Source organism: Olivibacter sp. XZL3 (genome assembly GCF_004368405.1).
Lineage (GTDB): Bacteria > Bacteroidota > Bacteroidia > Sphingobacteriales > Sphingobacteriaceae > Olivibacter.
Map to the genome: position 1 here is coordinate 1 of NZ_SBJH01000010.1, position 16015 is coordinate 16015.

General features: G+C 43.0%; 13 protein-coding genes and 1 riboswitch. Of the genes, 6 read left to right on the forward strand and 7 right to left on the reverse strand.

Annotation, left to right across the window (positions count from 1 at the left end):
* Positions 1-426: 426 nt before the first annotated feature.
* Complete coding sequence (locus tag EPX21_RS03685) at positions 427-1824, reverse strand: pseudouridine synthase (RefSeq protein WP_134088321.1); 1398 nt, start codon at positions 1822-1824, stop codon at positions 427-429.
* A 211-nt stretch (positions 1825-2035) separates the two neighbouring features.
* Here EPX21_RS03685 and EPX21_RS03690 point away from each other — a divergent pair, with 211 nt between their 5' ends.
* The 3 genes from EPX21_RS03690 to EPX21_RS03700 all read left to right on the forward strand — a co-directional run bounded on the left by EPX21_RS03690 (position 2036) and on the right by EPX21_RS03700 (position 6380).
* Positions 2036-2827 (forward strand): lytic transglycosylase domain-containing protein, encoded by a 792-nt coding sequence (locus tag EPX21_RS03690; protein ID WP_134088322.1) that lies wholly within the window; start codon positions 2036-2038, stop codon positions 2825-2827.
* A 365-nt stretch (positions 2828-3192) separates the two neighbouring features.
* Positions 3193-6030, forward strand: a complete 2838-nt coding sequence (uvrA, locus tag EPX21_RS03695) for an excinuclease ABC subunit UvrA (protein ID WP_134088323.1) — start codon at positions 3193-3195, stop codon at positions 6028-6030.
* A gap of 29 nt (positions 6031-6059) precedes the next feature.
* Positions 6060-6380, forward strand: a complete 321-nt coding sequence (locus EPX21_RS03700; protein ID WP_134088324.1) for an iron-sulfur cluster assembly protein — start codon at positions 6060-6062, stop codon at positions 6378-6380.
* A gap of 66 nt (positions 6381-6446) precedes the next feature.
* On the opposite strand, the gene EPX21_RS03705 is transcribed toward EPX21_RS03700, so the two are convergent.
* Both EPX21_RS03705 and EPX21_RS03710 read right to left on the reverse strand, forming a co-directional pair.
* Positions 6447-7712 (reverse strand): cation:proton antiporter, encoded by a 1266-nt coding sequence (locus tag EPX21_RS03705; protein WP_134088325.1) that lies wholly within the window; start codon positions 7710-7712, stop codon positions 6447-6449.
* 30 nt (positions 7713-7742) lie between these two features.
* A complete protein-coding gene (locus EPX21_RS03710; protein WP_134088326.1) occupies positions 7743-8237 on the reverse strand; it encodes a cation:proton antiporter regulatory subunit in 495 nt (164 codons plus the stop codon).
* 178 nt (positions 8238-8415) lie between these two features.
* A riboswitch (cobalamin riboswitch) is annotated at positions 8416-8619 on the forward strand.
* 147 nt (positions 8620-8766) lie between these two features.
* On the opposite strand from EPX21_RS03710, the gene metE reads away from it, so the two are divergent.
* Both metE and EPX21_RS03720 read left to right on the forward strand, forming a co-directional pair.
* Positions 8767-11091: a 5-methyltetrahydropteroyltriglutamate--homocysteine S-methyltransferase gene (gene metE, locus EPX21_RS03715; protein WP_134088327.1), complete on the forward strand. Its 2325-nt coding sequence runs from the start codon at positions 8767-8769 to the stop codon at positions 11089-11091.
* Between the two features lie 126 nt (positions 11092-11217).
* Positions 11218-12717, forward strand: coding sequence for an NAD(P)H-hydrate dehydratase (locus EPX21_RS03720; protein ID WP_134088328.1), 1500 nt, complete (start codon positions 11218-11220; stop codon positions 12715-12717).
* Between the two features lie 14 nt (positions 12718-12731).
* Here EPX21_RS03720 and lipA read toward each other — a convergent pair whose 3' ends face one another.
* Positions 12732-13613 (reverse strand): lipoyl synthase, encoded by an 882-nt coding sequence (lipA, locus tag EPX21_RS03725; protein ID WP_134088329.1) that lies wholly within the window; start codon positions 13611-13613, stop codon positions 12732-12734.
* A gap of 103 nt (positions 13614-13716) precedes the next feature.
* Here lipA and EPX21_RS03730 point away from each other — a divergent pair, with 103 nt between their 5' ends.
* Complete coding sequence (locus tag EPX21_RS03730; RefSeq protein ID WP_134088330.1) at positions 13717-14130, forward strand: OsmC family protein; 414 nt, start codon at positions 13717-13719, stop codon at positions 14128-14130.
* Here the strand turns inward: EPX21_RS03730 and ytxJ are convergent.
* From ytxJ to ribH, 3 genes are all read right to left on the reverse strand, one after another.
* Complete coding sequence (gene ytxJ / locus EPX21_RS03735; protein ID WP_134088331.1) at positions 14114-14446, reverse strand: bacillithiol system redox-active protein YtxJ; 333 nt, start codon at positions 14444-14446, stop codon at positions 14114-14116. The genes EPX21_RS03730 and ytxJ overlap by 17 nt on opposite strands.
* A 10-nt stretch (positions 14447-14456) precedes the next feature.
* Positions 14457-15212, reverse strand: coding sequence for a hypothetical protein (locus tag EPX21_RS03740; RefSeq protein ID WP_134088332.1), 756 nt, complete (start codon positions 15210-15212; stop codon positions 14457-14459).
* 301 nt (positions 15213-15513) lie between these two features.
* Complete coding sequence (gene ribH / locus EPX21_RS03745) at positions 15514-16008, reverse strand: 6,7-dimethyl-8-ribityllumazine synthase (protein ID WP_134088333.1); 495 nt, start codon at positions 16006-16008, stop codon at positions 15514-15516.
* Between the last annotated feature and the right edge of the window lie 7 nt (positions 16009-16015).

Here is a 16015-nt window from a genome sequence, read left to right on the forward strand (position 1 = left end):
TGCAGTAACATGTGGGAGAGTAGGTCGGTGCCGATCTTTATTTGATAAGGCCGCTGTGCAGATGCACGGCGGCCTTTTTTTGTTATATTAAGTCAAAAGTCATAAGTCAAAACCCCGAAGGGCTCATTGATGCCTTGAAAAACCAGATAGGATATCAATAATTAAAAGCCTGCCAGGCGTTCCGGTTGTTATCGCCTATTGCCTAAAGCCTACCGCTACTCCCTACTGACTATTCCCTATTCAAATTCAAAAGGCCTGCCTCCCGGAGGGATGGCTTGCCAGACATCCCAGCTGCTGCCGGCTATAGCCTATAATGCCTATAGCGTAAGGCCTATTTGCCATAGCTTAAAACATAAAGCCCACGGCCTACGGCAAAAAAAAAGGCGCTTGCCATTGTTGACAAGCGCCTTTTTTTGTGGTAAATTGCTACTTAATAAGGTGTTTCAATTGAATGATTTCTTTTTCCTCTAAATACCTCCAACGGCCTCTCGGCAAATCTTTTTTAGTAAGATTGGCATATATGACACGATCCAGTTTTACGACATCATAACCCAGGGATTCAAATATCCGACGGACAATTCTATTTCTGCCGCTATGGATTTGTATCCCTACCTCTCGTTTACTTGCTCCTTGAATATAGCTAACGTCATCTGGCTTAATGAACCCGTCTTCCAGCTCAATGCCAAAGCCTATTTTGTTAAAATCTCCCTGTGTTAAGCTTTTGTTTAGCTCAACATGGTATATTTTCATGATATTATTTCTCGGATGCGAGAGCTTTTCAGCTAAATTACCGTCATTAGTCAACAATAAAAGGCCAGTTGTATTTCTGTCTAAACGACCAACCGGATAAATTCTCTCCTTTGATGCCTTTTCAACTAGGTGCATCACTGTTTTTCTTTCCTGCGGATCTTCGGTCGTAGTGATGTAATCCTTCGGTTTATTAAGTAATACATAAACCATTTTCTCTCTTTTTAGCTTCTCGCCATTGTATTTGATTTCGTCTTTAGCAGCATCAACCTTCGTTCCCAACTCTGTTACAACGACGCCATTAACGGTAACCACGCCTGCTTGTATCAGCTCATCCGCTTTTCTACGCGAACAAACGCCGGAATTGGCAATATAGCGGTTGAGTCTAATCAGCCCCTTATCTTCTCTTTCTTTTGAAAAATGTTCTTCGGTCGACTTCGATCGATCTCGCCGGGGTTTCCCAAAAGAACGATCGCCCGCCTTTTCATCCAACCTGTGTTTTGGACCCTCCGCAAAATTGTCCGATCTAAACCGCGATGGTTTACCTTGGTACTTTCGTTCAGGTGAATGGGATCTGTCGTTATTTGTATTTCTTCTATTTCCCGAATGGGATGTCTCTTTATTGTTATTGTACCTGTCTGCTTTGTCCGTGAAGCTGCCGTCGGAGTAGGAATTACCCTGCTGGCTATATTTCCGATCTGCGTTATATGGTTTTTTAGAAAAGGAGCTTTTCTCTGTTCTGTTTTTATATTCGTTAGTATCGTCGTTCCGTGAAGTAGAGCGTTTTGAATAAGCGGATTTGTCGTCCCGACGGTTTCGTTCGTCATTCCATGAAGAAGAACGTTTTTGGTAAGTGGATTTGTCGTCTCGACTGTTCCTGTTATCGTTCTGTGAAGAAGAACGTTTTTGGTAAGTGGATTTGTCGTCTCGACTGTTCCTGTTATCGTTCTGTGAAGAAGAACGTTTTTGGTAAGTGGATTTGTCGTCACGACTGTTCCTGTTATCGTTCTGTGAAGAAGAACGTTTTGAGTAAGCGGATTTGTCGTCACGACTGTTCCTTTTGTTGCTAAATGGCATATTTCTTTTACGTAAAATTGAATGCAAAGTTACTCAAAATAATGGTTATTGTCGTACTGCGGGAGTGAATTTTAACATAAAAATGAGACATATATGATACGTATAAAAATTCACATAAACAAGGCGGTTTTTGTAAGTGTTTGGACGGTAAGTAAATAATTTTTATATTTGCCATCGCTTTTTTGCATAACCAACACAGAAAGGTAAAAGAATGATAAAAAAACACCTATGTACAAGCGCGGTGGTTTTACTGATTTTAGTTCTTTCAAAAATGTTTATTTACAGCCGGCCTGTAGAACATAGAATTAAAAACGCCATACCAACAAGTACAAAAAGTGAGCCAAGTAAAGACAAAAAGTCGTTATTTGCAAGCTTAAATTTCGCGGACGAATATCTTCCAACGGAAGATGAAAATGTTGAACGAAAGATCACACGCTCTTTGCGAGCGCACTCTTTTGAACGGCTCAGGACACATAAGTTACACAAGAATGCGAGGGCATGGTTTCCAAAGATTGAGCCCGTTCTTAGAGCACACGGAATTCCCGATGATTTCAAATACCTGCCCTTAGTTGAAAGCGGATTGATGGAAGGCACCTCTCATAAAGGTGCTTCTGGACTCTGGCAATTTATGCCTGCTACGGCAAGGGCTTTTGGTCTAAAGGTCAACCGATCTGTAGATGAGCGCCTTGATGTAGAAAAATCTACAGTGGCTGCATGTAAATACCTACAGGCTTTATACAAAGACTTTGGTAATTGGACGCTGGTAGCGGCGGCTTATAACGTGGGTGGTGGCAGTTTGAGAAAGGCGATTCGCCGACAAAAAGAAGAAGACTATTATAAGCTGAAACTGAATCGGGAGACCGGGAATTACGTCTATAAACTGATTTCCACGAAAGAAGTGATCGAAAACCCAGCGAACTACGGTTATAGAGCAAGTGCCTCAAATGAAAAGCTTGCATTGGAAACCAGTGGTGGTGAAGGACATACTGCTAATCAGATGTGATTCGCCGCTACGGAAGCTATTAAAAGTCGCAGCACTTCGCTGTGACTTTTTTTTAATATGGTGTCCCGTCTGTATTTTTATTCTCAATTGCATAAATAGGCTCTAACACTCAGTTCGAAAGGTGATCAAGAGCCTTCGTGATGTCTTCATCTCTGTTGTTGTGCTGCAAGCAGACAGTGGAGGTTTTGTTAATTTTTTTAGCAAAATAAACAGTATTGACGCGCCTCTGATTGTATATCAAAGTAATTTGCCTAAGTTTGTATATACGTTGGCTGTCTAAAAGAAGCTGATATTAACTATTAAGCGATTGAGGTACCGAGGCGTTGCTCTTTGGACAGATTCACAATTTATATCTTTTTTTATACATGAGTAATCGGAATACACCTGATTTAGGCGAGCAAAGTGAACTCGAAGTTTTTGGCGCGCGTGTTCATAACTTGAAGAATATAGACGTGGTGATACCACGGAATGAGTTGGTGGTAATAACAGGTTTAAGCGGAAGTGGTAAGTCTTCCCTTGCCTTTGATACAATATATGCTGAAGGGCAAAGGCGTTATATGGAAACGTTTAGTGCATACAGTAGGCAGTTTATGGGTGGGATGGAGCGGCCTGACGTGGACAAGATTGCTGGACTTAGTCCGGTAATTGCCATAGAGCAGAAAACGACTAGTAAAAATCCTCGGTCGACTGTAGGCACCATTACCGAAATCTATGATTTTATGCGCTTGCTATATGCGCGGATTGGAGAAGCGTACTCCTACGTTACGGGCCGGAAAATGGAGCGCATGTCCGAAGATCAAATCGTTTCCAGAATACTGGAGCAATTCGATGGGCAAGCCGTAAATATTTTGGCGCCATTAGTGAAAGGGCGGAAAGGCCATTACAGGGAATTGTTTGAGCAGATCCGTAAACAAGGCTTCGTTAAAGTGCGGGTGGATGGCGAGATGATGGATTTGGTTCCGAAGATGCAGGTGGATCGATATAAAATTCACGATATCGAAATGGTTATCGATCGTTTGCTAATTAACGAAAAAGAAAGAAAGCGGCTTCAAGGGTCTATTCAGCAGGCCATGAAGGCGGCTAAAGGAATTATCAAATTGAGCGATCAGGATAATAATGAGTATTTTTTCAGCCGCTATTTGATGGATCCTGAGAGTGGTATTTCCTATGACGAGCCGCAGCCAAACACCTTTTCCTTTAATTCGCCTTATGGTGCCTGTGAGAAATGCGACGGCCTCGGCTATGTTTTTGAAATCGATAAAGAGTCGGTTATTCCCAACCCTAAGCTCAGTATCCTTAAGGGAGGAATCGCTCCCATGGGCGAATATAAGGACAATTGGACCTTTCAACAGCTAAAGGCGGTAGCAAAAAAATATGAATTTTCGCTATCCGAACCTTTGGAAAAGCTGACGGAAGAGCAATTGGATATCTTATTGAATGGCGCACCGGATTTGATAACGGTTCCGGTTGCCTATAACAAATGGAATGTTAAGGAGTATAAGATAACCTTCGACGGGATATTTAAGTTGTTGGAAGAGCAATCTGAACGCAAGGCAGAAGATATAGAGCTATTCAGAGTGATGAAGAAGTGTACGCTTTGCGGCGGTGCGCGATTAAGAAAAGAGTCGCTCCATTTTAAGCTTGCTGACAAAAACATATTCGAGCTGGCAAGCATGGATATCGTGGCGCTTACTTCCTGGCTTTCTAACGTAAAGGAGAAGCTAAGCGATCGGCAGCTAATCATAGCGGAAGAGATTTTGAAAGAAATCATTAATCGCTTAAATTTTCTGTTAAACGTAGGTTTGGGCTATCTTACTTTAGACCGTACTGCAAAAACGCTTTCTGGCGGAGAAGCTCAACGGATACGTCTGGCTACACAAATCGGATCGCAACTGGTTAATGTCCTTTATATATTGGACGAACCAAGTATCGGCCTCCATCAACGGGATAATGAGCGACTGATCAACGCCTTAAAGGAATTGCGTGACATCGGTAACTCGGTACTGGTAGTGGAGCATGATAAAGATATGATTTTAGAAGCCGATTACGTTGTTGATATGGGCCCTGCGGCGGGATTAAATGGCGGTTTAGTAGTCGCCCAAGGGAAACCGTCCGAAATTAAAAAGGCAGCGACATTAACGGCAGCTTACTTAAATGGAACGAAGGAAATCAGTGTGCCCAAAAAACGCAGAGAAGGCAACGGCCTTTATTTACGGTTAAAGGGAGCAACGGGAAACAACTTGAAAAACGTATCCGTGGATTTCCCTTTGGGTACATTGATTGCAGTGACGGGGGTGTCTGGCAGCGGTAAATCCACCTTAATAACCGAAACGCTCTATCCTATATTGAATCACCATTTTTTTCGTGCGAAAAAGACGCCGATGCCATATGCTAAAATAGAAGGTTTAGAGCACATTGATAAGGTGATCGAAATAGATCAGACGCCGATTGGCCGGACGCCGCGGTCAAATCCGTCTACTTATACCGGAGTGTTTTCGGATATTAGGAGTCTATTCGTTCAACTTCCCGAGGCAAAAATTCGTGGATATAAGCCCGGCCGATTTTCGTTTAATGTCAAAGGCGGTCGTTGTGAGGTCTGCCAGGGTGCCGGTATGAAGGTGATCGAAATGAATTTTTTACCGGACGTTCAAGTGCCTTGTGAGGGGTGTAATGGTAAACGTTATAACCGGGAAACTTTGGAAGTGAGATATAAAGGTAAATCAATTAGTGACGTCCTTGATATGAGCATCGATGAAGCCGTTCCGTTTTTTGAATCTATTCCGGCAATTTATCGGAAAATCAAAACTTTGCAAGACGTAGGGTTGGGATACCTTACATTAGGACAATCTTCCGTAACTTTATCTGGAGGGGAGGCACAACGCGTGAAACTGGCAACGGAGCTATCCAAGAAGGATACCGGGAATACTTTTTATATACTGGACGAGCCTACTACTGGCTTGCATTTTGAAGACGTCAACGTATTGTTAGGTGTGTTGAATAGGTTGGTCGACAGGGGAAATACCGTTTTAGTGATTGAACACAATTTGGATGTAATCAAAGTGTCTGATTGGATCATCGATTTAGGTCCAGAAGGAGGGGCGAGCGGCGGAAAGGTTCTTTTTGGTGGAGCCCCTGAGGAGATGATAAAGAGCAAAAAGAGCGAAACGGCTCGTTTTCTTAAAGCAGAGCTGCAAAGTCATTAATAACGTGTGTTAGTTTAATCTGTAATGAAATGATAATTTTGGATGAATTAGGAATCGCCGACAAAATCAAGGCGAAACTGGAGACTGTGTTTGACCCCGAGATTCCGGTAAATATTTGTGAACTCGGACTCGTCTACGAAATAATAACGAAAAAAGAGGGTATAGCGAAGGTCATAATGACGCTTACTGCCCCCGCGTGCCCTGTAGCCGGAGAACTTTTAGACGAAGTACAAAGAAAAGTCAGCGAGGTGGATGGGGTGAAAGATGCGCTTGTGGAGCTTACCTTTGAGCCGAAGTGGGACAAAAGTATGATGAGTGAAGAAGCTCGCTTGGAGTTAGGCTTTATGTAAGCATATCATTCCCTTCGCATTGGATTTACGCCAAAGAAAAAAGTTCTTGACAAGAACGATACGCCGCTATTTGTCTATTTGGATGTTTTTGGTGCTTTTCGACTCCAACGCTTCTAACGTTTTTACTGGTTGTTTGTCTTTGGCATATAATCCTCCTCCAAATATGCCATGCCAGATATTCCGTGACTCTTTTGTGAGAATAGGAGCAACAATTGCTAAGATAAGCACATAAACAACCACAAAGGACTGGATTATTGGGTTTAGTCCACCAGCCTTTCCTATATTAGCCATAATAATGGAAAATTCGCCTCTTGCCGACAATGTAAAACCAATATCGAAGGATGTTTTCTTCTTTAGACCCGCAAAGCGAGATGCGAAATAGCCCGAAGCGAGATTTCCACAGATGGTTACTAAGGCGGCGATGGCTCCCCACATAACGGCGCCTCCTAAAGACAAGGGGTCGATAGATAAACCGAAGCTAAAGAAAAACATAGCGCCAAAATAATCTTTATACGGTAAAACGATTTGCTCAATCCGCTTAATATACTGGGAGTCGGCCAACACTAAGCCGGCCATCAAGGCGCCGATCGCTTCGGCAACATGAATTGTTTCAGAAAATCCCGCCACTAAAAACAAGAGGGCAAAAATGATCAGGATAAATAATTCGCCTGATTTTACGCTTAATACTTTATCTATGTAAGGGATCAGCTTTCTTCCAAGAATTAAAAAAAGTAGAATAAAAGCAAGCGCCAATAAAGAAGTACTGGCTACCGTCCAAAATGAACCTCCTCCAGTAAGCACCAAGCCCGAAAGGAAAGATATATGCATGGCAATAAACAAATCGTCAAACATAATCATGCCCATAATGACTTCCGTTTCTGGGTTAGCTGTTCGTTTAAGGTCTGTCAGCACTTTGGCAACAATGGCGGTAGAGGAACTGGTCATTATACCGCAGAGAATCATCTTTTCGGCAAAAGGTAGGTCCATCATCCAGCCCACTAATAAGCCAGCAACAAAATTAAGTACTACATATACAGAGCCCCCTGAAACGATGGCTTTTCCCGACTTTATAAGGCGTCCAACAGAGAATTCCAGTCCTAAATAGAAAAGTAAAAATAAGACACCTAATCTCCCCATGAAATCAATAAACGGTTTGCTTTCCGTAAATTGTAAATCGATCAGGCCAATCGTTGGAGCATGTTGCCCCAAAGCCATACCGATCAAAATAAAGAAAGGTATAACTGAAAAGCGTAGTTTGTTGGCTACCAGTCCCACTAAAGCAACTAGTCCAACCGCTATTCCGATTTCCAAGATCAGGGTTTCTGTATGCATGCTTTTTACATGGGTTTTCTTAGGAGTTTTCTATACAACTTGATAGCTTTTTAACAGTTCTTTTAATGCTTTTATGTTACTCCGCTTTCCGGCCACAACGAGGGTGGTGCCGGGAGTTATTAAATAGTCGGGGCCAGGATTAATCACGCTGTCTTCATTTTTGATAGCAGCAATGATAGAAGCGCCTGTTTTTTGTCTAACGCCCAGCTGTCCGATAGTCTGCTGATTAATGACCGCCTTTTCTTCTATTTTGTACCATTCTATCACAAGGTCGTTAACGGCCAGTTCCATCGTTTCCAGTGCCTTTGGTTTATATGACAAGCCACCAATGATACCTGCTACCTGCCGCGACTCTTCATCACTTAGTGTCATAACGCACTTAGATTCATTTTCATCCTCGTCTAAACGATACAATTCGCGGTTACCATCGTCGTGGATAACCACTACCATATTGTCGCCCGCGCCGGTTTGAATTTGGTATTTCTTACCTATACCAGGTAAGTCACTTTCCCTAACTATAGACATGTTGATCTTTAATTTAATTAACAATATATGGGCTTGGTATTACAGCCATCCCTGTACTACCTATTTGACAGAATCCCATTGTTATTAGTAATAGACTTCTTTGTCGAATACTTTTACAAACAAATTGCAAAGTTATTAAATTTATCTTAGGTTTGAAGACTTGTTTATCAAGTAGTACTCAGATTGAGCGTTTAGTGGTTTCCCTTAGCGGGAATTAATAAGGAACCATGTGTGAATCATGGGCTGTCGCGCAACTGTAAGCGTTCTCCCTTTGTAGGGATAGGTTTTACATACCACAGTCACTGTTCTGTAAATTCAGGATGGGAAGACGTAAAACGGATGGACGCAAGCCAGGAGACTTGCCATTAAATTTTCGACAGGCTTTCGCGAAAGAAGCTATGTTGAGGCCCATTTCAGTAAAACCACTCCCTTGCCGGAGTTGGGGATATTGTGCCTTAAACTTTTTTCTCATCCAAAGCCGCGAGTTTTTTGAAACTGAACAAGTGTTATTCATTAAACTAATTTAAGTATGTTGTTTACAAACAATTTAGGGTACCCGCGCATTGGTGCCCAGCGGGAATTAAAAAAGGCGAGTGAAGCCTTTTGGAGCGGTAAGATTTCAAGAAAAGAACTGCTGGAAGCCGGACTTAAAATCCGTTCAGCTAATTGGAAGATTCAAAAAGAAGCGGGGATAGATATGATCCCTTCGAACGACTTCTCTTTTTATGACCAAGTGCTGGATACTACACTCATGGTAGGAGCGATTCCGGCGAGGTATCATGAGCTCGCCGCTAATAAGAGCGCTGCGTATGAATTGGATCTCTATTTCGCTATGGCAAGAGGATTTCAACACGACGGAATAGATGTCACCGCTATGGAGATGACCAAGTGGTTTGATACAAACTACCACTATTTAGTGCCTGAATTTACAAAACGTCAGCAATTCAGTCTCTTCTCGGAGAAAATCGTCAATGAATATTATGAGGCCAAACAATTGGGTATTGAAACCAAACCGGTGTTGATCGGGCCGATCAGCTATCTCTTGTTAGGTAAAGAAAAAGAAGCCGGGTTTAATCGCTTAGACTTAATCGAAGCATTGGTGCCCGTTTACGAAGAGGTAATCGGCAAACTGAAAGAGTATGGAGTTAAATGGATCCAGTTCGATGAGCCATTTCTTGCTTTGGATCTGGATGATCGAGCACGAGGCTTGTATAACCAAGTTTATAAGCGCCTGGTGAAAAGCGCAGGTGATACGAAACTGCTGGTAGCGACCTACTTTGAGGGCTTAAATGATAATTTATCGGCAGCTCTTTCGTTGCCAATTAATGCGTTACATATAGACCTTGTAAGAGCTCCCGAACAACTAGACGCTATTTTGGAGGATATTCCCGATGGGCTCATCTTGTCACTTGGCTTAGTTGATGGTAGAAATATTTGGAAAAATGACTACGAGCGGTCACTGACCTATATTGATAAAGCGGTCCAAAAAATAGGGAAAGAAAGAGTTTGGATTGCTCCGTCGTGCTCGCTACTGCATGTGCCTTGCGACTTAGATTATGAAGACAACGAGCAGACGTTATCTGTTCATATTAAAGATTGGCTCGCTTTTGCGAAGCAGAAATTAGGGGAAATAAAAGACCTCGCTTTATTAGGGGATAAGCGAGACGAGGGCACCGAGGTTTACGGACGATATCTCGAAAACCAGGCATCACAAGCCAGAAGAAGAACTTCCGAATTAATTCATCATCAAGAAGTAAAAGCGCGTGTAGATGCCATAGTTGATAAAGATACAAATAGACATAGCACGTTTAAGGAAAGAAAAGCCAAACAGCTAGAAGCTTTAAAATTGCCTTTGTTTCCTACAACAACTATAGGGTCTTTTCCGCAGACCAAAGAGGTTAGAAGTTGGCGGGCAAAGTTCAAAAAAGGAGAACTAACAGCGGCTTCTTACGAAGATTTGATTAGAGAGGAGACGAAAGAGGCCATTAAATGGCAAGAGCAGGTTGGTCTGGATGTATTGGTGCACGGCGAATTCGAACGGAATGATATGGTTGAATATTTCGGTGAACAGCTGCAAGGCTATGCATTTACAAAGAACGGCTGGGTGCAAAGTTATGGGTCGCGTTGCGTAAAACCTCCTGTATTATTTGGTGATGTGAGCAGACCCAAGGATATGACAGTTTATTGGACATCATATGCGCAATCGCTTACCAATTTACCAGTAAAAGGGATGCTCACCGGGCCGGTTACCATTTTGCAATGGTCATTCGTAAGAGATGATCAACCGCGTCAACAAACGGCCTTTCAAATCGCTTTAGCCATCAGAGATGAAGTGCTGGCCTTAGAGAAAGCAGGTATTAAGATTATTCAGATAGATGAACCGGCCATCCGGGAAGGATTGCCCTTGCGTAAAGCCGCTCAGCGGGACTATTTAAACTGGGCCGTTAAAGCTTTCAAATTAGCCGCGGCCGGTGTGGAGGACGATACGCAAATCCATACCCATATGTGTTATTCGGAATTTAACGATATCATTTCAGATATCGCCGCTATGGATGCGGACGTGATTACGATCGAAACTTCGCGCTCACAAATGGAGCTGTTGGATGCTTTCGCCGATTTCAATTATCCGAACGATATAGGTCCAGGCGTTTACGACATCCATTCGCCCAGAATTCCAAGCAAAGAGGAGATGGTGTCGCTCATGGAAAAGGCTTCTGCCGTTATCAACCCTAAGCAGTTATGGGTGAATCCCGACTGCGGGCTGAAAACAAGAGCCTGGCCCGAAACGAAGGCTGCCTTGGAGGCTATGGTGGAAGCAGCCAAAACGCTTAGATTGGTAGCTGAAGCCGTTTAACTGCAAATAATTTTAAGTAGAAAGGCAGACACATTTGTGTGCTGCCTTTTTTGTTGTTAAATTCGTTATTCATGGAAAGATAAGGCGGATATCGGTCCGGGTTGACATCATTCAATGTATTAAGATATGGTACCTCTACTAACTGCTGAACAAATTCGACAAGCTGACGCCTATACAATAGCGCACGAACCTATTTCGTCCATTGATTTAATGGAGAGAGCGGCTAAGGCTTTTGTAAATAAGTTCGTTGATCTCTATCCTGAACCAGCCTCGGTATTAGTCTGTTGCGGCACAGGTAACAATGGTGGTGACGGTTTGGCTATAGCGCGCTTACTTTATGAAAGGGGATATACCGATATTGCTGTGTGGATAGTGGCGTATAGTCAAAATAAGACGAAAGATTTTGAAGTGAATTATCAACGCCTATTAGCCTATCCCATTCGGTCACAGGAGTTGCAGCCGACCGACCCGATACCAACGATAGCAGCGGACATTGTTATCGACGCGCTTATCGGCTCGGGTTTAAATAAGCCGTTAAGAGCTCCTTGGGATTCGCTAGTTAAGTCGATCAATCAAGAAACCAAAATCGTAATTTCAGTGGATATTCCAACAGGAATGCCTGCCGATGGCAAAATGAACGGTTTTGAAGACGCCATCATCGCGCGTGATGTCATAACCTTCCAAGTACCCAAGTTAAGTTTTCTGTTTCCGGAAAGCGGTAAGTTCTTGAGGAAATTTCACGTGGTGGACATTGGTTTGCATCAACATTTTACTGCTTCACAGGACACTGAGTTTTGCGCTATTACGGAAGATGATATTCGTTCACGACTAAAAGTCAGGGAAGCTTTTAGTCATAAAGGTACCTATGGGCACGCATGCATTGTGGCCGGTAGCGAGAACACCATGGGAGCAGCACTGCTCTGCGCTGAGGCTTGCTTGTTTACGGGAGCTGGTTTGACAACGGTCTGCATCCCGTTTAGCGGACTAAGTGCACTGAATGCGCGCTTGCCAGAAGTTATGGCGCTTGAGCGATCCAAGTTGTCTGAGGTGTCGACAGGAAAATACAAGGCATTGGCTATCGGACCCGGTTTGGGCACGGGAGAAGAGATAAAGGGATATTTGAGTGAAATGTTGGCAGATGATCTTTCTGCCGCAGTTTTCGATGCAGACGCATTGAACGTCTTCGCTGAAAATAAAAATTTGTTGGCGTTATTAAAAGAGGGTACCATCCTTACGCCGCATATGAAAGAGTTTGATCGGCTCTTCGGCGACAGCGACCAGTGGTGGGACCGCGTAGTAAAAGCACGGACTGAAGCTAAGAAGAGGAAACTGATCATTATTCTCAAAAACCGTTATACCTTTATCGCTTTACCCGACGGGAAAATTTGGGTCAACTTCACCGGAAACCCAGCTATGGCGAGTGGCGGTATGGGCGACGTGCTAACCGGGGTACTGGTTGGCTTACTGGCGCAGGGCTATCGGTCGGAGGAGGCGGCTATTCTTGGCGTATTCATCCATGGGAAGGCAGGCGATTTGTTAGTGAAGGAAGGCATGGGGGTAATACCTGCCAGTTTGCTGATAAAAAAAATCCCCAATGTTATTGAGGATTTTTCGACGATATTGTAAAAGACTCCGGTCAATTACTGCATATCGAATAAGTGCTTTTCCGCATGGTAAGAAGAACGTACCAAGGGGCCGCTTTCTACGTATTTAAAGCCCATTTTTAGGCCAATCTCTTGATAATGCTTAAATTGTTCCGGCGTAATCCATTCGATAACCGGATGATGTGCTTTTGTAGGCTGAAGATACTGGCCAAGTGTTAAAATATGAACACCTGCATCATATAAATCCTGCATCGCTTCAATGACATCGGCTTCTGTTTCACCAAAGCCTAACATGATACCAGATTTCGTACGCAAACCCGCCGCAGATATCCTTCTTAAACATTCCAAGCTGCGATCGTACTTGGCCTGAATCCGAACTTCTCTGGTAAGGCGCCGAACGGTTTCCAAATTATGGGAAACCACTTCAGGACGTACCGCCAAGACCCGGTCTAAATTCTCCCAGTTGCCTTTAAAATCCGGTATCAGGGTTTCTAGTGTAGTATCAGGGCTTTCACGCCTAATTGCGTTTACAGTTTCAGCCCAAATGGTCGATCCACCGTCTTTCAAATCGTCCCTGTCAACAGAAGTAATCACGCAGTGTTTCACCTGCATCAATTTTACAGATGTTGCTACACGCATGGGTTCATCCAGTTCAACCGCTTTTGGTCTACCTGTTGCCACTGCACAGAAAGAGCACGAGCGGGTACAGATGTTACCCAAAATCATAAAAGTTGCCGTACCTGCGCCCCAGCACTCGCCCATATTCGGACAGTTACCACTTTCACAGATGGTGTGGAGTTTATGTTCGTCTACTAAGCCTCTTACATGTTTATATTCTTTACCTACAGGAAGCTTAACACGTAACCAATCTGGTTTGCGTTGCAATTGATTGGCAGGAATAACAGGTAGTTCAATCATAACACAAAAGTAGTTAATAATTTTTTAATTTAGTGGCGTATTTTGTGCTGACTTGGAAAGTTAGGACTCTAAAAACAGCTTATTACATTCTAATTATATTACAATGGCCACTGTTGAAACGACCTATTTAGGCGATTTGCGTACCGAAGCAATACATCTCCAATCGCAGTCGCGATTAATTACCGATGCACCTGTTGACAATCAAGGTAAAGGGGAGGCTTTTTCGCCTACCGATTTGTTGGCTGCTTCGCTCACTAGCTGCATGCTAACCATTATGGGGATTGCTGCAAAAAACCACGGAATTGCCTTGGGAAAAATAGAAGCATCTACCACCAAGATTATGCAAGCCAACCCCCGTAAAGTAGCGGAGATTCAAATTGTACTCAATTTTTCAGCGGATGCAAGCTTTTCGGTACACGATAGACGTATTTTACAGCAGGCGGCAGAGACCTGTCCGGTCTACCTAAGCTTGCATCCGGATATAGTGAAAAACCTTACTTTTAATTGGCCATCTTAACAACGACTTTCGCCACTTCTATCTCGTTATGCGACTCATTGTAAACGCATTGATTGCCTTTTATCAATAGCACTTGGGGAGATTCATGTCTTACATGCCATTTATTGGCGATTTCATTGGATATTTCCCGATATTTGATCAAATCGAGTAAGTAGACAGGCGTCTCCTCGGGAATAAGGGAAGACTCAAATTCAAAAGTTCTCTTCGCCATACTGCTTACCGGACAGCGCGTGCTATGCTTGAAGATAATGACGTAAGAATTTGAGTTAGCTATTGTTTCAAGCGTATCTAATGTGTTTAATTCAATCCACTTCATAGGGTATTCTCTATGGTTTTGACAATTTATCTGATTCGATATTTATAAGCGCCGATACAATCGGGAACTTCATAAAGAAGCCGCTTTTTGCATCGATGAAAACGGTAGGAAGGAGAAGCCCTCCGCCGACGTCTTTAAAACCGGAGGTCAGGAACTTGTACATAACGCGCTCTTTTTCATCTAGCGTCAGCCATTGAAAGATGCGTCCTGTATTCGTATCGATGTATACTTTTGACTTCAATGGTACGGTGTCGGTAGGAAATTGTTGAACCTCGGCTACGTTGTAACGCGTGCTTCCAATAAGTTCTGCATCTTTTACAATTAGCCTTGAGGCATCTGTCAGGCTTTTAGGTGGGAATAACCAAAAGGTCTCATGGTCAAAAGTCATCTTTACCGGAAGGATGATAAGGGCCGTAGAATCCTTGTTATTTACCGCTTTGTTGTCGATGAAAACCTTACCTTTATCGTTGTTTGTATTAAATAAGACAATGACCTTTTGTTGCTGTTCGTTGGTTCCTTCAAACCGACAAGCTCCGGTACTTCGATCCCATAAAAAGGAATGTTCTTCGGAGAATGTTTCCTTTAGATTGGTGCTACAGCTAAACATAAAGTAGCGCGCCTCGTTCCACCCTTGTCTTCCCCCAACGCCTTGCCAAACTAGATTGACTATTTGATCCTTGGTTTGAGAAAACGCCGTTTGTTCATTAAAGAAGGAAAATAAAAACACAAACAAACAAAAAGCGCGTTCAATTTTTTGAATATACATTTTCCTCGGTATGTTAATTTACATGCAAAGTTCCATGTCCGTCATACAGCCTTTGCCAAATTTATAAAAAAACTTAGCACATTCTTTCGGAACAAGTTATGCGTTAAATTGTTTCAAGCGAAGGTGTTTAAGATGATGTTAATGCTTATCGTAAGCAGGACACGTTTTCCGAGCACTTTCGTGGTAAAAAAGTAAACCTACGTCTAGCACAAAGATAAATCAATGAATTTTTCATGGCCCATTTATTTCTATAAAACAAGTAAACTTACCCTAAATATAGGGAATTCGCAAATATTTTATATTAAGCGCTTATGGACTTGCTTAGATTGGCCATTTGGATAGCGGTAACCGCTGCCTCTTCTCCTTTGTTTCCGTGTTTACCTCCTGCACGATCCAATGCTTGCTCTAGCGTGTTTGTGGTAAGCACGCCAAAGATCACCGGTTTGTTATACTTCAAAGAAACATTGGTGATGCCATTTGCCACCGCGTCACAGATGAAGGTGAAATGGGGCGTATCTCCTTGTATAACGCAACCGATACAGATAACGGCATCAATCTGTTTTTTACGTAAGATGATGTCAGCGCCCGAACTTAATTCATAGCTGCCAGGCACCTGTAGCACGTGGATTTTACTTTCAACAGCTCCCTCTTTCAACAACCGATTATAAGCACCTTCCAGCAGCGGGGAAGTTACCTGTGCGTTCCATTGTGCAACAACAATTGCAATTTCTAGGTCCGATGCAGAACCTACATCCATGTGTGAGAAATCGGAAAGATTCTTTAAGTTCGTTGCCATTTAACAG